Origin of the sequence: Caenibius tardaugens NBRC 16725, assembly GCF_003860345.1 — a bacterium.
Lineage (GTDB): Bacteria > Pseudomonadota > Alphaproteobacteria > Sphingomonadales > Sphingomonadaceae > Caenibius > Caenibius tardaugens.
In genome coordinates, this window is sequence record NZ_CP034179.1 from 2,558,796 (window position 1) to 2,576,020 (window position 17,225).

General features: G+C 61.1%; 19 protein-coding genes and 1 tRNA gene. 8 read left to right on the forward strand and 12 right to left on the reverse strand.

Features of this window, described 5'->3' with window-relative positions; genetic code table 11:
- Positions 1–8: 8 nt before the first annotated feature.
- The 4 genes from EGO55_RS11970 to EGO55_RS11985 are packed head-to-tail and all read right to left on the reverse strand — an operon-like array spanning position 9 to position 3,845.
- Positions 9–971 carry an AAA family ATPase gene (locus EGO55_RS11970; RefSeq protein WP_021690136.1) on the reverse strand — a complete coding sequence of 321 codons (963 nt, stop codon included), beginning with the start codon at positions 969–971 and terminating at the stop codon, positions 9–11.
- Positions 968–2,248: a DUF4350 domain-containing protein gene (locus tag EGO55_RS11975; RefSeq protein ID WP_021690137.1), complete on the reverse strand. Its 1,281-nt coding sequence runs from the start codon at positions 2,246–2,248 to the stop codon at positions 968–970. The genes EGO55_RS11970 and EGO55_RS11975 overlap by 4 nt, the downstream gene beginning before the upstream one ends.
- A complete protein-coding gene (locus EGO55_RS11980) occupies positions 2,245–2,904 on the reverse strand; it encodes a hypothetical protein (protein ID WP_052023671.1) in 660 nt (219 codons plus the stop codon). The genes EGO55_RS11975 and EGO55_RS11980 overlap by 4 nt, the downstream gene beginning before the upstream one ends.
- Positions 2,905–2,951: 47 nt before the next feature.
- Positions 2,952–3,845 carry a prephenate dehydratase gene (locus EGO55_RS11985; RefSeq protein ID WP_021690139.1) on the reverse strand — a complete coding sequence of 298 codons (894 nt, stop codon included), beginning with the start codon at positions 3,843–3,845 and terminating at the stop codon, positions 2,952–2,954.
- A 106-nt stretch (positions 3,846–3,951) separates the two neighbouring features.
- Here EGO55_RS11985 and EGO55_RS11990 point away from each other — a divergent pair, with 106 nt between their 5' ends.
- Positions 3,952–4,623 carry a c-type cytochrome gene (locus EGO55_RS11990; RefSeq protein WP_021690140.1) on the forward strand — a complete coding sequence of 224 codons (672 nt, stop codon included), beginning with the start codon at positions 3,952–3,954 and terminating at the stop codon, positions 4,621–4,623.
- A gap of 117 nt (positions 4,624–4,740) precedes the next feature.
- On the opposite strand, the gene EGO55_RS11995 is transcribed toward EGO55_RS11990, so the two are convergent.
- The gene (locus EGO55_RS11995) at positions 4,741–5,406 is read right to left on the reverse strand and encodes an RlmE family RNA methyltransferase (RefSeq protein WP_021690141.1); all 666 of its coding nucleotides are present in this window, start codon (positions 5,404–5,406) and stop codon (positions 4,741–4,743) included.
- Positions 5,403–6,605: a Ppx/GppA phosphatase family protein gene (locus tag EGO55_RS12000; protein ID WP_021690142.1), complete on the reverse strand. Its 1,203-nt coding sequence runs from the start codon at positions 6,603–6,605 to the stop codon at positions 5,403–5,405. The genes EGO55_RS11995 and EGO55_RS12000 overlap by 4 nt, the downstream gene beginning before the upstream one ends.
- A gap of 188 nt (positions 6,606–6,793) precedes the next feature.
- Here EGO55_RS12000 and EGO55_RS12005 point away from each other — a divergent pair.
- A tRNA-Gln gene (locus EGO55_RS12005) sits at positions 6,794–6,867 on the forward strand.
- 68 nt (positions 6,868–6,935) lie between these two features.
- Here the strand turns inward: EGO55_RS12005 and EGO55_RS12010 are convergent.
- Positions 6,936–7,349: a DUF2147 domain-containing protein gene (locus EGO55_RS12010; protein WP_021690143.1), complete on the reverse strand. Its 414-nt coding sequence runs from the start codon at positions 7,347–7,349 to the stop codon at positions 6,936–6,938.
- Between the two features lie 155 nt (positions 7,350–7,504).
- Here EGO55_RS12010 and EGO55_RS12015 point away from each other — a divergent pair, with 155 nt between their 5' ends.
- The 4 genes from EGO55_RS12015 (at position 7,505) to EGO55_RS12030 (ending at position 10,536) form a co-directional block, all read left to right on the forward strand.
- Positions 7,505–8,188, forward strand: coding sequence for a TetR/AcrR family transcriptional regulator (locus EGO55_RS12015; protein WP_021690144.1), 684 nt, complete (start codon positions 7,505–7,507; stop codon positions 8,186–8,188).
- A 39-nt stretch (positions 8,189–8,227) separates the two neighbouring features.
- Positions 8,228–9,136 carry a sterol desaturase family protein gene (locus EGO55_RS12020; RefSeq protein ID WP_021690145.1) on the forward strand — a complete coding sequence of 303 codons (909 nt, stop codon included), beginning with the start codon at positions 8,228–8,230 and terminating at the stop codon, positions 9,134–9,136.
- Positions 9,133–9,567, forward strand: a complete 435-nt coding sequence (locus tag EGO55_RS12025; protein ID WP_021690146.1) for a hypothetical protein — start codon at positions 9,133–9,135, stop codon at positions 9,565–9,567. Before EGO55_RS12020 ends, EGO55_RS12025 begins: the two co-directional genes overlap by 4 nt.
- Before the next feature lie 78 nt (positions 9,568–9,645).
- The gene (locus tag EGO55_RS12030; protein ID WP_021690147.1) at positions 9,646–10,536 is read left to right on the forward strand and encodes an LOG family protein; all 891 of its coding nucleotides are present in this window, start codon (positions 9,646–9,648) and stop codon (positions 10,534–10,536) included.
- Here EGO55_RS12030 and thiD read toward each other — a convergent pair.
- Both thiD and glmM read right to left on the reverse strand, forming a co-directional pair.
- Positions 10,506–11,267, reverse strand: coding sequence for a bifunctional hydroxymethylpyrimidine kinase/phosphomethylpyrimidine kinase (gene thiD / locus EGO55_RS12035; RefSeq protein ID WP_021690148.1), 762 nt, complete (start codon positions 11,265–11,267; stop codon positions 10,506–10,508). The two genes, EGO55_RS12030 and thiD, sit on opposite strands and share 31 nt — an antisense overlap.
- Positions 11,268–11,275: 8 nt before the next feature.
- Positions 11,276–12,613, reverse strand: a complete 1,338-nt coding sequence (gene glmM / locus EGO55_RS12040; RefSeq protein ID WP_021690149.1) for a phosphoglucosamine mutase — start codon at positions 12,611–12,613, stop codon at positions 11,276–11,278.
- Between the two features lie 169 nt (positions 12,614–12,782).
- On the opposite strand from glmM, the gene EGO55_RS12045 reads away from it, so the two are divergent.
- Complete coding sequence (locus tag EGO55_RS12045; protein ID WP_021690150.1) at positions 12,783–13,394, forward strand: superoxide dismutase; 612 nt, start codon at positions 12,783–12,785, stop codon at positions 13,392–13,394.
- 73 nt (positions 13,395–13,467) lie between these two features.
- On the opposite strand, the gene EGO55_RS12050 is transcribed toward EGO55_RS12045, so the two are convergent.
- Together EGO55_RS12050 and EGO55_RS12055 are read right to left on the reverse strand one after the other, a co-directional pair.
- Positions 13,468–14,055: a sigma-70 family RNA polymerase sigma factor gene (locus tag EGO55_RS12050; RefSeq protein ID WP_021690151.1), complete on the reverse strand. Its 588-nt coding sequence runs from the start codon at positions 14,053–14,055 to the stop codon at positions 13,468–13,470.
- Positions 14,055–14,234 carry a NepR family anti-sigma factor gene (locus EGO55_RS12055; RefSeq protein ID WP_124916780.1) on the reverse strand — a complete coding sequence of 60 codons (180 nt, stop codon included), beginning with the start codon at positions 14,232–14,234 and terminating at the stop codon, positions 14,055–14,057. The genes EGO55_RS12050 and EGO55_RS12055 overlap by 1 nt, the downstream gene beginning before the upstream one ends.
- A gap of 267 nt (positions 14,235–14,501) precedes the next feature.
- Here EGO55_RS12055 and EGO55_RS12060 point away from each other — a divergent pair, with 267 nt between their 5' ends.
- Positions 14,502–16,133 carry a CHASE domain-containing protein gene (locus tag EGO55_RS12060; protein WP_210766523.1) on the forward strand — a complete coding sequence of 544 codons (1,632 nt, stop codon included), beginning with the start codon at positions 14,502–14,504 and terminating at the stop codon, positions 16,131–16,133.
- 27 nt (positions 16,134–16,160) lie between these two features.
- Here the strand turns inward: EGO55_RS12060 and EGO55_RS12065 are convergent, their stop codons facing one another.
- Complete coding sequence (locus tag EGO55_RS12065) at positions 16,161–16,964, reverse strand: response regulator (RefSeq protein ID WP_021690153.1); 804 nt, start codon at positions 16,962–16,964, stop codon at positions 16,161–16,163.
- Positions 16,965–17,225: the final 261 nt, after the last annotated feature.

Sequence of the window (17,225 nt, forward strand, 5' to 3'; positions counted from 1 at the left end):
GCGCGCGCCTAGCGCGGTGCCTCGGTCCGTTCGATCAGTTCGGCAACCAGCACCTCGATCTGGCGGCCTTCGATTTCCGCAGCGGGCGACAGCAGCAGGCGGTGGCGCAGGACGGCTGTGGCCAGCGCCTTCACATCGTCAGGCAGGACGTAATCGCGCCCTTGCAAGGCGGCGCGGCTGCGTGCGGCATTGGCCAGCATCACGGCAGCGCGCGGGCTGGCGCCCGTGGCAAGATCGGTGCTTTCGCGCGTGGCGCGGACCAGACGCACGACATAATCGATGATTTCCGGGGCGATCGTTACGGCTTTCACCGCCTGCACGGCCTGTGCGAGCGTGGCCGCATCGGTAACTGCGCCAATGCCGAAATCCTCCGGCTTCGCCGGGCCGCCATGTTCGCCGAAGCGGGTGACGATGGCCGCTTCTTCCTCGGCGCTGGGATAGGGCACCAGCAGCTTGAACAGGAAACGGTCGAGCTGCGCTTCGGGCAGGGGATAGACGCCCTGATTTTCAATGGGGTTTTCCGTTGCCACCACAAGGAAACGGTCAGGCAGGGCATGGCGTTCGCCGTCCAGCGTGACACTGCGTTCTTGCATCGCCTCAAGCAGCGCGGCCTGGGTCTTGGGCGGCGTGCGGTTGATTTCGTCGGCCAGCAACAGTTCGCAGAAAATCGGGCCGCGCGTCAGCGTGAACTGGCTGGTCTGAAAGTTGAACAGGTTGGACCCCAGAATATCGCCGGGCAGCAGATCGGGGGTGAACTGGATGCGGCCATAATCCAGCCCGAGCGACCGGGCAAAGCATTGCGCCATGAAGGTCTTGGCGACCCCGGGCGGGCCTTCGAGCAGGACGTGGCCGTGGCTCACCAGCGCAATCAGGAGGTGATCCAGCGTATCCCGCTGGCCAATCACGGCCTTGCCCACTTCCGCGCGGATGGCATCGGTGAGGCCGCGCAACTGGTCGAGGGTCATGGTCATCTGCCGAGCATCCTTTCAACGTTTTTAAGTGCTTCGGCCGCGCGCAGCAGTTCGTTCTGGCTGCGTGCATGGCCGAGCTTTTCGGTCAGGGCATGGAATGGGGTCTGGTGGACGCCGCGTGCCGAAAGGGCCGCGTCGATCCGGGTGTCCATTGCGGCGCTGTCTTCCTGCCATGGCAGGCCCAGTGTCCGGGCGATGCGCTTGCGCATCAGTGTGGCATAGGGCGGCCCGAGCAAATGCAGGCGTCGTGTGCGGCGAATGAACCCGGCGGAATTTTCAACCAGTTGCCGCTTGCCGAATGCGATCGCGCGGCCTTCCGCCAGCGTGGGGCCAAAGCGGCGCAATGCCCGCCAGCCGACCACGATCGCGGCGATGATCAGGCACAGGGTCGCCGCCAAAAACGGCGGTGTGAACGCCAGCGTCAGCAGGTTCATCGACCGGCCCATGCCGTTCTGCGTCAGATCGAAATAGATCGGCCCATCTTCGCCGTTGAGCGCGGCATCGACCAGTTCTTCCGCCAGCATGGCATTGCTGCGGTTTGCCATGCCGTAATTGTTCAGGAGGTCGGGTTCGAACACGAAGATCAGCGGGAATATCTCTTCGTTATCGCCGCCGCTGAACTGATCGACACCGGCGATCACGTTGAGCCCGGAGTAGTATCCGTCATCCTGCATGAACCCGGCCAGGACATGCTGGCCATCGCCATCGCGCACCAGCGGAACCAGCGCGGGGCTGCTGCCCGACAGGACATGATCGTGTGCCGGCAGTTTTCCGGAAAAATGGGCGCTGCGCCATGTGTTTGATTCGCCCAGCGCGACTGTCACGTCGTCGGCAAACCCTTCCCAATTGGGCAGTTGTGGCCCGTAGAGTTCGACCCAGCCCTGTTTCACGCCTTTCTGATCCTTCGGCAGCGCGCTGGCCATCCATTTGGGCAGGATCACGATAGTCGGCCCGGCGTAACGGCGGGCCTCGACAATACGGGCCAGATCTTCGCCTTTTGCGCCATGCGGCGGGGTGAGAATCAGGAGGCCGGTGTTGGCGAGATCGCCTTCGCTGCGGGACACGGTGACTGTGTGGCCACGGCGTTCCATCAGTTGCACCAGTGCAGCATAACCATTCAGGCCCTCGGCGCTGGCATGGCCGCCGCTATCGTTGGGGTTGTTCCCCATCTCGTCCATGCCGATGAAATAGAGCGTCAGCAGGAACGCAATCGCACCAAACAGCACCATGCCCAGCACGGCGCGTTGGCTGAAGGGGTTGCCTGCGCGGGTGCTCAACGCGCGGCCTCCCGGTCGAGTTGGGCGCCATCTATCCGGGCGAGGGCAAAGTCGGCATAGGCATCGCGGGCCACGCGCCAGTCTTCCGCATTGAGATTGCGCAGCGCGAACAGGCTGCGTTCCACCCGTTCGGCAATCGCGGCGAAAGCGCTGCGGGCCCGTTCGGGCAGGGCCGGTAGCGCGGCGATTTCGCGCGCGGTGCTGGAGGGTTCCAGCCATTCCGGGCGTGCGGCGTGAATCTGGCCGACACTGCGGATCAGCAAGAGGTGCGTCGCTTCATCGAATCGGCCCGCTGCTGCCAATGCATCCGCATCTTCCAGCAGGGCCAGCGCCTCTTCACGATCAGGGGACCACTCTGCCTCCTCCGGCCGGGTTTTGCGCCGCATCCCCAGGAGCGGGGCGATGAGCCGCCAGGCGATCACTGCAATGCACAGTACCGCAAGACCGATCAGCACCCATTTCAGCACAGGCCAGGAAACCCCCAACGCCTCGCCCAAGGGGCGCAGCAGATCGCCCAGCCATTTCTGGAGGTCCTGGAGCCATTGTGGCGGTGGTGGCACCTCGGCAGGTGTTACGGGGGAATATTGGATATCGGGATCGGCGCGTATCGCCTCCCAATCCTGCGCCGCGGCGTTTGCGATGGTTCCCCTTGTCACGGGTGCAGTGGTGGCATGGCTGGCTGGCCTGCGCAAGGCATCCCGATTTACCCGCGCTGGCGTGCCTGTGGGTAAGACCCGAGTATGCGCAACTCCTTGCAATGAAATGCAAGTTCTTCCAGCGCCCGATCCAGTGCGGGATCACCCGGTGCACCGATAATGTCGACATAGAACATCGTGGCGGCAAAGCTGGCACCCTTCTGGTAGCTCTCCAGCTTGGTCATGTTGACCCCATTGGTCGCAAAGCCGCCCAGTGCCTTGTACAGGGCCGCAGGGGTATTTTTCACTTCAAAGACAAAGGTTGTCATCGCCGGTATCCCGGCAAGGCTGGCCGGATCGAGCGGTTCGCGGGCAAGCACGACGAATCGCGTGGTGTTGTCCGCTGCATCGGCAACCTGTTCGTCCACGATCGTCAGGTCATAGAGTTCCGCCGCGATGCGGGGGGCAATCGCGCAGGCATGGGGATCGCCCATTTCCTTGATGTAGGCGGCGGCACCGGCCGTGTCGGCATAGGACATCGGCACGATGTTATGTTCGCGCAAATATCTGCGCGTCTGGCCCAGCGCTTGCGGATGGCTGTACGCGGCGGTGAAAGGCCCCGTGCCCAATCCCATGACCGCATAGGATATCGGCAAAAAATACTCGCCCACGATCGACAGCCCGCTTTCCGGAAGAAGAAAGTGGATATCCGCGACCCGGCCATGTTGCGAATTTTCGATCGGAATGATCGCGGAGCCCACTTGCCCGGATTTCACGGCATCGAGTGCATCTTCGAATGCAAAGCACGGCAAAGGCAGGCAATCGGGTGCAAAATCCAGTGCTGCCCGGTGCGAATTGGCGCCCGGCGCACCCTGAAAAGCGATGGCGCGCGCCGGATCGGCAGCCGCCGCGGCGGTCATTTTTTCAACGAGGGCAAGGGCGGGTTCGGGGAAGCTGTGCATGGGGTGAGCGCTAGGCGCTGCGTGGCAAATCTGCAATGGGCCTTGCGAATACTGCAAGTCGACACTAGAGCGACGCGCAGAAATCTATAACCGCAGGTTCTTTCGGATGGACGACCGTTTCAATACCATTGCAGGCTGGACGCTTTTCGCTGGCGTCGTCGCACTTGGTTTCTCCAGTGTCAGTGCGAAATACTTTGAAGCTGACAAGGTGCATCGCCCCCACGAAATGGGTTATGCAATCGAAGGTGTCGAAGCGGAAGGTGAAGGCGAAGCCGGACCTTCGCTCAACACGCTTCTCGCATCGGCTGATCCCGCGAAGGGTGAAAAGCTGTTCGGCAAGTGCGTATCGTGCCACACGATCGCGCCGGGTGGGCCGAACGGTATCGGGCCGAATCTTCAGGGTATGGTGGGTGCTCCGATCGGCCATGGGGCTGGCGGGTTCGCTTTCTCCAGCGCGCTTTCGGGCCACGGTGGTACCTGGACGTTTGAAAACATGGACGCCTGGCTGAAGAGCCCGAAGGCCTTCGCACCGGGCACCAAGATGAGCTTCGCCGGTCTGGGCAAGGCTGAAGATCGTGCCAATCTGATCGCCTATCTGAACACGCAGGGTTCCAACCTGCCGCTGCCCGCTGCTGATGCCGCGCCGGCCGCTGGCGCTGCTCCGGCAGCAGGCGCCGCACCCGCCGCGGGCGCTGCCCCGGCGGAAGGCGCTGCCGCCCCGGCAGAGGGCGCACCGGCTGCGGCCCCGGCCCCTGCAGCAGCACCGGCTGCACACTGATTCTTCGCGATGACCGCCTTTTCGGGGCGGTCGTCGCAGAACAGAAAAACCCCCGCTTCGAACGGATCGAAGCGGGGGTTTTCTTTTTTGTATCGCAATCCTGGTCGCAGATGCCGGTCAGGGGCGGCCCTTGAACCCCTGGGCAATCACATACCATTCTGACGAATCCTTGCGGCTTGCCGGGGGTTTGGCATGCTTGACTGTAGTGAAATGGCGTTTGAGCAGGGCCAGCAGATCGGTATCCGTTCCGCCTGCCAGAACTTTGGCCAGAAATGCGCCGCCGGGGGCGAGCGTTTGAATCGCAAAATCCGCAGCGGTTTCGACCAGGCCCATCGTGCGCAAGTGATCGGTCTGTTTGTGCCCGACGGTGTTCGCGGCCATGTCCGACATGACCAGATCCGGCGGACCATCCAGCGCGGATTCCAGCGCCGCGGGCGCTTCATCCGCCATAAAGTCCATCTCGAAGATGGTGACACCTTCGATCGGTTCGGTGGGGAGCAGGTCGATCCCGACCACTCCCGCCCGCGGGGCGCGTTTGCGCACCACCTGGCTCCAGCCCCCGGGGGCAATCCCCAGGTCGACCACGCGTTTCGCGGATTTCAACAGGGCGAAGCGATCATCCAGTTCCAGCAGCTTATAGGCCGCGCGGCTGCGATACCCGTCCGCCTTGGCTTGCCGTACATAGGGGTCGTTGAGTTGCCGCGTCAGCCAGCGTGCGGAAGACTGGGTCCGCTTCTTGGCTGTTTTCAGTTTCTTGTCCGGGTCTTTTCCGGCGCGGCTCATTTGCGATTCCCTTGACGTGATTTGCGCGCGGTCGTCCGGCTGCGTTCCATTCTTCGATCGGATGCGATCAGGCTGCGCAGAATGCCTTCCCGAATGCCCCGGTCCGCAACGCCCAAGCGTGATGCAGGCCAGATGTCCAGAATTGATTCGAGAATAGCGCAACCGGCAATGACGAGATCGGATCTCTCCCTGCCGATGCACGGCAGTTCGCGTCGTTCGCCCTGCGACATAAGTGCCAGACGCTGGCTGATAGCGCGCATGGAATCGGCAGGGACAATGAGCCCGTCCACCGCCCGGCGATCATACTGGGGCAGGTCGAGGTGCAGGCTGGCGAGCGTCGTCACCGTGCCGCTGGTGCCGAGCAGGCGCAGGTCGGGCGCATGTGCGCCGCGAACGCGCTGCGCGAATTCCGTGAAGCTTTCCGAAACAAGCCGCCGCATTTCCGCATAGCGGGCGATCCGGGCTTCGGCGGTCTCCCCTTCGACGCTGCAGGTTTCGGTAAGCGACACGACCCCCCAGGGCACGCTTTGCCAATCGAGGATACGCGGAATACCTTCGCCCGGCTCAATCATGACCAACTCGGTCGATCCGCCGCCGATGTCAAAGATCATGGCGGGGCCGGTGCCTTCCTCCAGCAGGATATGGCATCCCAGAACCGCCAGTCGGGCTTCATCCTGCGCGGAAATGATATCGAGCGCGATGCCGGTTTCCTGGCGGACGCGTTCGATGAAATCCACGCCGTTTTCCGCCCGACGGCATGCTTCCGTGGCGACAGACCAGGCCAGGCGCACGTTGCGGCGTTTGAGCTTTTCCGCGCAGATGCGCAGGGCATTTAGCGTACGATCCATGGCCGCATCGCTGAGGCGGCCAGTCTGGGCCAGACCTTCGCCCAGCCTGACGACCCGGCTAAATGCATCGATGACAGTGAAGTTCTGACCTGCGGCCCGGGCGATCAGCAGGCGGCAGTTGTTGGTTCCGAGGTCGAGGGCGGCATAGGCCTGACGTTGTGGTGAGCTGGCTACTGTGGCTGTTTCCCACCCTGTCGGTGGATGCCGTTGCGGCGCCGGGGCTTTGCCGGGCGGCCGGGATTCCGAACGGGCTTTGGCAGATTTTGGCGGTCGCTTTTTGCCTCGCGCGCCGCCGCTGCCCTTTTTTGCCGTCACCTCCCGGTGCTGCTCCGGCGGAGAATAATCCGCCATAACTGGTAAACTTTCTTATGCTTATGCCCGCAAAAACCGCAGGTACTTGCCCGTTATGCTACAGGTCGCGAGGGAATCCGGCAAGGGGGCGTTGCGGGTTGCGCCTGCCCGGCGAAACGGGTGCATGCAAAGAGGCTTCGGCACCCCTTGACCGCAGCCCTGACCCGGCCTAGAGGCGCCCCCGGAATTGCCCCGTCGTCTAAAGGTAAGACTACGGACTCTGACTCCGTCAATCGAGGTTCGAATCCTCGCGGGGCATCCATATTTCCCGATATTCTCTCGGCCGGTGCGCATGGTTTCCGGCGTGGCTTGCGGGCCGTTGTCGCAATATCAGGCGCTGATGCGGGTCCAGATCTGGGATCGGCATCCGATCCCGCCGAGCAGGCACCCTTTCCCTTCGAGGCGGTTTTCATCGAGAACGGTGATCGTTCCTGAAAAGGTCTTGCCGATGTCGGGGACGAAAACCCGCCCGCGCCAGACCCCGTCTTTCACGACTTTGAAATCGCGGAATAGCGATGACCCGACAAGCGGCTTGTTACTGCCTTTTTTTGCGTCGGCTATGGCCTTGTCATTGGCCCAAACGACCACGCCGCACATGAATTTGCCGCATGGCTCAGCCCGCACGTGAACGCTGCCGCTCGGATTTTTCCATACACCCTGGGATTTGTTTCCGGCTGCGGTGGCTGTGGATGTGGATGCTGTGAACAGCAGGGTCAGCGCGATCGTTATCCGGGCAAGTGTCATCGCGGTTCCTTGAGTGAAAGGCTGGTAGACATATAACCCTAAAACATTCCGTGGGATAGGCGAGGGCTATGACAGCCCCGGCAATTGTCGGGGCTGTTCCCGACAGGTGCAGGCGGGCGGTTGACACTATTCGCGCATAAATTTATGTATGCCATATGGAAAATGGTATCGCGAAGGTTCAGGACGGCAAGCCGGGGAAAGCCCGTGGCCGTCCTGCACGTATTTCGCGCGAGATGATTCTTGATGCCGCTGCGGAACTTTCCGGCAAATCGCCGGAAGAACTGCCCTCTCTGAACGGGATCGCCCGGGCGCTGAAGATTTCGCCCATGGCAATCTACACCTATTTCAGCAGCAAGGATGATCTCCTTCAGGCATTGAGTGATCGCCTGCTGGCCGAATTCACGCTGGACATTGCACCGGATGCCGATCCGTTCGATGTGATCGTGCAATGGGCCAATGCGATGCGGGCTTATGTCCTGCTCAACCCGCAATTGATCAACCTGCTGGTCTGGGAAGGGGGCCACACGTCCGTAGCCTGGCTGGAACGCGGTATGACCGTGTCGGGCGCGCTTGGCCGGATGGGGTTCACCGGGGCGGCGCGTGCGCGTGCCACGCTGTGGGTCTGGCATGTCGCCATGGGCGCTATCAATGTGGAACTGCGCAATCGTGTGATGCCGCAGGATCTCACCGCGCACGAGCTTTACAGTCTCGATACCTCGACCCGCGAACAGATTGCGGAAATGCTTTCTTTCACCGGATCGGCGGATCATGCGGACCGGTTTTTTACCTACCAGCTCGACAGGATGTGTGACGCCCTGCGGGTCATGCAGAAGAATTGAAGCAGATCGCATTGCGAAGCTGCCGTTTAGGGGATGATGATGGATCAGGCGTTCATTGATCAACTGACACGATGGATTGAGATTTACGGTTACGGCGGCGCTGTGATGCTGCTGTTTGTGCTCTGCGCGGAAATGCTGATGCGGCGGCAGGAAGGAAAGTCGCTGTGGAGCGCCGAAGGACTGAGCAGCATTCCGCTGTTCGCGCTGGGGCCGCTGCTTGAAGGCATTTTTATCAATGCCGCGCTGATTGCCGGGCTGACCTTCTTCTACAACCTGTCGCCGCTGCGCATCCCTGTGGATTGGTGGACGCTGCCAATCTATTTCCTCGTCGCGGAATTTGCCTATTACTGGTATCACCGCGTCGGTCATGAAGTGCGGCTGTTCTGGGCCGATCATTCCATTCATCATTCCGCGCAGACCTTCGATTTCACAGTCAATCTGCGTCACGTGCCGTTTCAGGCGATTTACCGCCTGATCATCTGGGCGCCGATTGTCATGCTGGGCTTCAACCCGCTCGTGCTTGTCCTGATGACGATCACGGCCCCCGCGTTTCAAACCTTCTGCCACACGACGCGTATTGGCCGTCTGGCGCCGTGGTTCGAATGGCTGTTTGTCACACCCAACAATCACGGTGTGCACCATGCGTCGAACCCGCTCTACATCGACAAGAATTATGGCGGGTTGACGATGATCTGGGACCATGTCTTCGGCACGTATCAGCGTATGGAAGACGATGTGCCCGCTGTGTTCGGGATTACCCATCCGCTCGAATCGAACAATCCGATCAAGGTCATGATGCACGAATTCGTGCCGCTGTTCCGCGATTTCCGCGCCGCGCCGACGATTGGTCAGAAATTCGGCGTGCTGTTTGGCCGTCCGGGCCAGACATTCGCCTTGCCGCGCCCGGTTGCGGCGGGGCATGAACTCGCGGTGGAGCCTGCCGAATGATGCCGCAGCCTGATATCTGGACGGTCGGTGCGGGTCTTGCCGCTCTCGCGCTGCTTGCGACCCTGCGTCTGTCGATTCCTGCCACAGTGGGGATGAAACCGGGTGGGCTGGCTGGTTTCCTGACCAGCCCGACCTGGCTGGTGCCGTTGATACTGGCGATGGCCGGGACGATCGGCCTGATGATGACGGGCGACATCTCGCCCTGGCCCCCGGCAACCCAGGCCGAATTCGCCGGGAAATGGGGCATGTGGGCCGGAGTGACCGGGTTCCTGCTGGTGCTGGTGGTTGATCTCTGGCTGTTGTGGACGCCCAGCATCGTTGCCCGCCGGTTTGCCGGCAAGGATGGTCCCAAACCCATCAAGGGGCTGACACTGTTCAATCTTTTGTTTGGTGCGGCATTTATCGCATTTTTGGTATTCGTCGTTCGTTGAGGGGCAGACCGGGCTTGCCGGTGCCTCGCAGGCTCCTTACGGCATGATTAAAGCAATCATGCCGTACAAGGGACAGAGATGACCGAGCGCAAAGACGACCGGGAACTGACGAACCGGAAGTTCTACAAGGCCAAGCAGGAAGCGGCGTTTTCGGAAGCCGCCTTACGGCAGACGCCCCAGAATCAGCATCCGGCCTATCGTCTGGCGTTTCAGGACACCGATTTCCTGCTGCGTGAGGAACTGCGACCGATCCGGTTTCAACTGGAACTGCTGAAACCGGAAATGCTGCTGGAAGAAGCGGGTGTCGGATCGACGCTGGTCTTCTACGGCTCTGCACGGATTCCGGCACCGGATCAGGCGGATGCGCTGGTGGCGGCTGCGGAAACCGATGAAGAGCGTGCGGTCGCCGAACGGTTGGCGGCCAAGTCACGCTATTACGAGGAAGCCCGCAAACTGGCCAAGATTGCCAGCGAATGTGCCCCGGTACAGCAGGGCAAACGGCAATTTGTGGTGTGTTCGGGCGGTGGCCCGTCGATCATGGAAGCCGCCAATCGCGGTGCGGCCGAAGCCGGTTCGGAATCGATCGGGTTGAACATCGTGTTGCCGCACGAACAGGCGCCCAACCGCTATATCTCGCCCTATCTGTCCTTCAATTTCCACTACTTCGCCCTGCGGAAAATGCACTTTCTCATCCGCGCGCGGGCGGTGGCTGTGTTCCCGGGCGGGTACGGCACGCTGGACGAGATGATGGAACTGCTGACGCTGATCCAGACCGGCAAGATGAAGCCGATCCCGATCCTGCTGTTCGGCAAGGAATATTGGGACCGGATTATCAATTTCGGCGCGCTGGCCGATGAAGGCGTGATCAATCGCGAAGACCTGAACCTGTTCCGCTGGTGTGAAACCGCCGAAGAGGCCTGGGGGCATATAACCGGGTTCTACGATCTGGAATGCAATCTGACGGATTGATGGCCCAATGGCCCATGCCCCTCGCCATAGCCGGGGGCATGGAGCAGGGCCTGGCGGACGAAATCCCGCGCTTCCGTAATGGCCGGGACCAGCGCAATACCACGACCCAGCAAAGTGGCGATGGCGCTGGCAAATGTGCAACCGGTGCCATGGGTATGGCGCGTGACGATGCGATCCGCATGCCACACCACATCGCTTTCTCCGGGTTGCACCAGCCGGTCTTCGACCATCGGGCCTTCGGCATCCCCCCCTTTGGCGATGTAGGTAATCGCCCGCGCGGCCATGGCCTCCGCGCCGCCCAGCGCGGCAAGTTCAGGAACGTTGGGTGTCGTCAGGGTGGCCAATGTCATCAGCCGTTCGAAGGCGGCAATTGTCGCCCGGTCTGCCAGCACCGATCCGCTGGTTGCCACCATGACCGGATCAAACACGATCGGCACGGTAAGCTGTGCAAGCCGATCCGCCACGATGGCGGCAATATCCGGCGATCCCAGCATCCCGATTTTCACGGCATCGACGCCGATGTCGTTGATACAGGTATCGATCTGTTGGGCCACGATGGTTGGGCTGAGTGCCTCGACCGCGTGGACGCCATTGGTGTTCTGCGCGGTAATGGCCGTGATCGCCGTCATGGCATAGCCGCCCAGCATGGTGATGGTCTTGATATCGGCCTGAATGCCGGCACCGCCGGAACTGTCCGATCCGGCGATAGTCAGGATGCGGGGGGGCAGCATCGACAGGGTCACGCCGCCTCTGCAACAGCCGTGCAAATATCGTTGACCACCTGTTCCACCTGCGCGGCATTGTCCCCTTCGGCCATGACGCGGATGACCGGTTCCGTGCCCGAGGGGCGGATGACAAGACGGCCCTTGCCCGACAGGGCGGCTTCGGCGTCGGCAATCGCCTGCTTCACCGCCAGATTTTCAAGCGGCGCGCCGCCCGCGTAGCGCACATTGCGCAGCAATTGCGGCACGGGGTCGAACAGGTGCAGCAGTTCGCTGGCCCTTTTGCCCGATTGCACCAGCGCGCCCAGCACGGTGAGCGCGGCAATCGAACCGTCCCCCGTTGTGGCGTGATCGAGCAGGATCATGTGGCCCGATTGTTCGCCACCGACATTGTAGCCCCCCGCGCGCATCGCTTCGAGGACGTAGCGGTCACCCACTTTGGTGCGGACAAGCGAGAGGCCTTCGCTGTCGAGAAACCGTTCCAGCCCGAGATTGGACATGACCGTGGCGACAACCCCGCCGCCTTTCAACATGCCCTTGGAGGCATAATTGCGCCCGATCAGCGCCATGATCTGGTCGCCGTCCACAGTCTGGCCTTTTTCATCGACCACGATCAGGCGATCGGCGTCCCCGTCCAGAGCGATGCCGATATCCGCGCCTTCCGCCACCACGCGGGCCTTGACCGCGTCGAGTGCGGTGGAGCCAACGCCTGCGTTGATATTGGTGCCATTCGGTTCGACGCCGATGGAAATCACATCTGCGCCCAGTTCCCAGATCGCTGCGGGCGCCACGGTGTAGGCAGCCCCATTGGCGCAATCGACCACGACTTTCAGCCCGTCGAGCCGGATATTGTCGGGGAGCGATTGCTTGATCGCGTGAATGTAGCGCCCCCGGGCATCCTCGATCCGGCGGGCACGGCCGATCGCTTCGGCCTGGGCCAGCGGTTGCACTTCCATAAGGGCCCGTTCGATCGCCAGTTCATCCGCGTCCGACAGCTTGAAACCGTCGGGCCCGAACAGCTTGATGCCGTTGTCTTCGAACGGATTGTGGCTGGCGGAGATCATCACGCCGATATCCGCGCGCATTTCCCGCGTGAGCAGGGCCACGGCGGGGGTCGGCAGGGGGCCAGTCATGATCACATCCATGCCGACGCTGGTGAACCCGGCGACCAAGGCGTTTTCCATCATATAGCCGGAAAGACGCGTGTCCTTGCCAATCACCACGCGATGGCGATGCGCCCCGCGCATGAAGTGGTGCCCCGCAGCCTGTCCCACTTTCAGGGCGATTTCAGCAGTCATCACGCCATCGTTGGCCCGGCCACGGATGCCGTCGGTACCAAAATATTTGCGAGCCATGCGTCGATCCGTCCTCTTGCAAGCGGGGGTGTATGCGCACATGGCGCGATTGGCAGGTAATGTCACGCCTGCCCGGTTACGTCGATAAACCGTAATCGAAAAAGATCATGTAACCTTAAACAGGACGGATCGTTGGGGAGAGGAGATCATTTGAACGAATGGAGAATTCATGTCCTTTGAACTGATAGCCCTCCCTTTTGACAGCGAGGCGCTGGCTCCCGCAATTTCGGCTGAAACGTTGTCGTTCCACCATGGCAAACATCACAAGGCCTATGTCGACAAGACCAATGCGGCGATCGAAGGGACCGATCTGGCCGATAAATCCCTGGAGGCCGTGATCGTGGCGGCACGGGGCGCCAATCAGGGCCTGTTCAACAATGCGGCGCAGACCTGGAACCATGGATTCTACTGGTATTCCCTGACTGGCGAAAAGACCGCGCCTTCAGGCGATCTGGCAGCGAAGATCGACGAAAGCTTCGGTTCGCTTGACGCATTCAAGGCGAAACTGGCCGATGCCGGTGCCGCACACTTCGCCAGCGGCTGGGTGTGGTTGGCGGAAAAGAACGGCAAGCTTTCGCTCGAGGAAACGCATGATGCCGATACGCTTGCCGATAGCGATGCCAATCCGCTGCTGGTGATCGACGTATGGGAACATGCCTATTATCTCGATCATCAGAACGCCCGCCCGAACTATCTCAAGGCGGTGATCGAAAAGCACCTCAACTGGGATTTCGCAGCCGAAAACCTGGCGCGCGGCGCGGCGTGGACCTATCCTGCCTGATGACAGACAAAGCGCCCCGCGGAGGGGCGCTTTGTTTCTGCGGATGGTGCGGCAACCGGTTCCGGCCGCCGCATCAGTCCGTGTGTTTGGCGATGCTTTCCAGTTCATCAAGGATCGCATCGTGGGCGATTTCATCGTCGCTCGACCGGCGGGGGACGGCGTCTTCCTCCAGCATGGCGGCCAATGCGGCACGGGCGCGCCCCACGCGGCTTTTGATCGTACCGACCGCGCAACCGCAGATTTCCGCAGCCTCTTCATAGCTGAAGCCGCCTGCACCAACCAGCAGCAGTGCTTCGCGCCGTTCCGGCGGCAGTTGGAGCAGTGCACGATGCATGTCGGCAAGATGCAGCGGCTGTTCTTGTCCGGCTGGAGCTGTCAACAGGCGTTCGGCGACCGTTTCATCATAATCCCCGCGAAACCGGTTGCGCCGCATTTCGGTCAGATAGGCATTGCGCAGGATCACAAACGTCCAGGCGCGCATGCTGGTGCCCGGCTGGAAACGCTCGCGTGCAGCCCATGCCTTCAGCATGGTTTCCTGCACCAGATCGTCGGCCATGTCGGGGCGACCGCAAAGGCCACGCGCAAACGCACGCAAGTGGGGAATGACGGCGGACAGTTCGCGCTTGAAATCGGTTTCGGCGGCTGGTGTTTCGCCCCGCATCAGTTGGCGTCATCCAGTTTTGAAAGAAGTTCCTTGAAACTGTCGGGCAGCGGTTCTTCCACGACGGAATCATAGAGCCGTTGCAGGCCCTTCGCCCAATCAGGTTTGACCGGTGGGTGGGGCTGACCAATTTTTCTGGATCGCCCGGCCGCAGTCTTTTTCTTGCTTTTCTCGGTCATGCGGTTGTGGTCGGATCCTGATATAATACCCCAATGGGCTGCACTGTATGCTGTCATGCCCAAGGAACGAAACCCAACCCTACTTGTTCCATTTGATAGATCAAGTGAGCGAAATATGATGACAAGCACCATTGATTGGCGCTGGATGTCAGAGGAGATCGCATCCGGCACGATGCGATGCGCTTGTTTTTGGATGAATTGTAAACACGAACGGGGCGATTGTTGGAAACCATGGTTCCGGCACAGAGGGGATTGAGGGCGTGGCTGGTGCGGTTTCCCCGTGCCATGCCGCTGCTCATTTTCCTGCTGGCCTCGCTTGTTCTTGCAATCAGCGTTTATGCGATCGAGCGTTCTCAGGAAGAGAGCCGACATGCGGAACTTGACCAGACCGCCATGGCGATCACGACGGCGCTTGAGCGGCGTGCAGATGCCAATGCCGCCTATCTGCGTGCCGATGCCGCACTGTTGACGACCCAGGCGGATATCACGGGAAGCAACTTTCGTCGGCTGGTGGCAGAACTGGGACTGGGTATCGATTTTCCGGGCGGCGACGGGATCGGATGGGCGCAACGCGTGCCCCGCGATGAGATCGCCGGTTTCGAGAAAACGATGGCGCATGAGTATCCGGGGGGTGTCCGGATTTATCCCACGCTTCCTCCGGATCGGCCCTATGCGATACCGGTGACTTTCCTGCATCCCGATTCATCGCGCAATCGGCGCGCGATCGGGTTCGACATGTTTTCCGAACCGGCGCGCCGCACGGCAATGATCGCTGCCGAGGAAAACGAACGCCCGTTCGCCAGCGGCAAGGTTATCCTGATGCAGGAAGGGGAGCGGGCAGCCCCCGGTTTCCTGATTTACATGCCGGTGTTCACGCGCGAGGCGCCGACGCGGCAACTGCGCGGATATATTTACGCGCCCTTTAATGCCCAGGATTTCCTTGATTCCGCGCTGCGCTTCGAATCATCGGGCGACTTTAATTTTCGGTTGTATGATCACGCGATTGCGCCGGAACGGCTGCTTGCCGAAATGCATGGAACGAACGCGGATGGCGCCATTGTGACGCGCGCGCTCTCGATCGTCGGGCGCCGGTGGATACTCGAAGTGCGTGCCGCCGATCGCCACGCGCTCTCCACGCAATCCCTGCTGACATTGCTTTCGGGGCTGCTGATCGTCTGTCTGTTGCTGGTGGTGGCACGGTTGCTGACACAACAGGCGGTGGAGGCGCGGCAGGCGGTGTCTTGGCTGGAACAGCAGAGTTCCATCCGTGCCTCGTTGACTCGCGAACTCAATCACCGGGTGAAGAACACGCTGGCCAATGTCCTGTCGATTGTCGCGCTGACCCGGCGCAGGGCGACGGATCTCGACAGCTTTGCCGAGGGGCTGGATGGCCGTATTCGCGCGCTATCGGCAACACACGATCTGCTGACCCAGTCCGAATGGGGGGCTACGCCGATCCGTGCGGTGATAGAGGTGGAGTTGGCCCCATATGCGAAGGCGGGCGAACATCATCTGAACCTGTCCGGTCCGGATGTCGAACTGGCCCCGAATGACGCGCTGTCGCTGGGGCTGGCCATTCATGAACTGGCCACCAATGCGGCGAAATATGGGGCGTTGAGCACTGCCGGTGGCAAGGTTGCGGTGTCGTGGTATCGCTTGTCCGATACATTGGCGCGCATCGAATGGGTTGAAGCCGGTGGGCCGCCGGTTATTCAGGCGGAAACCCCGCGCGGTTTCGGCACTGAACTGATTGAAAAGATCGTGGCGCATGAACTGGGCAACCCGGTCGATCTGCGTTTCGAGTTGCATGGTGTGGAATGTACGCTGACCGTACCGGTGCGGGCGCCCAGCGATTTCGAATTGCGCGCCCGTCGGGCCGCGCGCCCACTGGGAGAATAGGCGCGGGGCTGCGGCAGTGGGGCCGTATCAGGGTAGCGGTTCGCTCGATCCGAAAAACAGCGCCTGGCTGATCGCGGCGCGCACTGTCGCTTCCTGAAAAGGTTTGGTGACCAGATAGGTCGGTTCGGGGCGGTTGCCCGTCAGCAGCCGTTCGGGATAGGCCGTGATGAATATCACCGGCACGCTTCCGATGGCGAGAATGTCGTCAACCGCGTCCAGCCCCGAACTGCCGTCGGCAAGCTGGATATCGGCCAGAACCAGCCCCGGCATCTGATCGGTGATGGCTTGCCGCGCCTGCGTGCGGGTTGCGGCTGTGCCGCTGATCGTATGGCCAAGTGAAGACACGAGTTCTTCGAGCTGCATCGAGATCAGGGGTTCATCTTCAATGATAAGCACGCTGGTGGTCGATTCACGGTCGATTTCATCGATCGCGTCGCGTACCAGCTTGTCCACTTCATCTTGCGGCAAACCGAGAATTTCCGCCGCTTCGGCAACACTAAAATCTTCCAGCGTCGTCAGCAGCAAGGCCTGCCGATTGAGCGGTGTTATCGTGCGAAGGCGATCCTGCGCAGCGAGTTCATGATCGCTCGGTCCGCTCGTGACGAGGACTTCTTGCGGGATGTCGAGCTGAACGCTCGACCAGACGCGGTTGAATGCGTGGTACAGCGGCACGCGGCCGCCAGACAGGGATTGTTGGAGGGCCTTGTCTGCGAGGATGGCTTCCAGCGTGGCCCGGACCACCGCATCGCCCGTTGTTTGCGAGCCGCTCAATGCGCGGGCATAACGGCGGAGAAATGGTAAATCGTTTGCGACTTGATCGCTAAGAGACATAAATCCCCTTCCTGAACTGCTCAGGCGTTAAAAGCTTCGCGAGGATAACGTGAAACGGAACCGGGTGTTCCGAAAACTTCCAAGCGGCAGGGCCTCTGTTCAACAGGGGAATGCTAGGCGTGGTTTCAAACAGATGCGAGGATTTTCGCGCCCTTAAAAATAATCGTCCGGGTTGCGTAAAAAATTTCTCGGGTGTCGGAACCTTATTCTGATCCGCGCATTTCTCTAACATCACCGCCGAGACCCCCCTCCCGTCCAAAT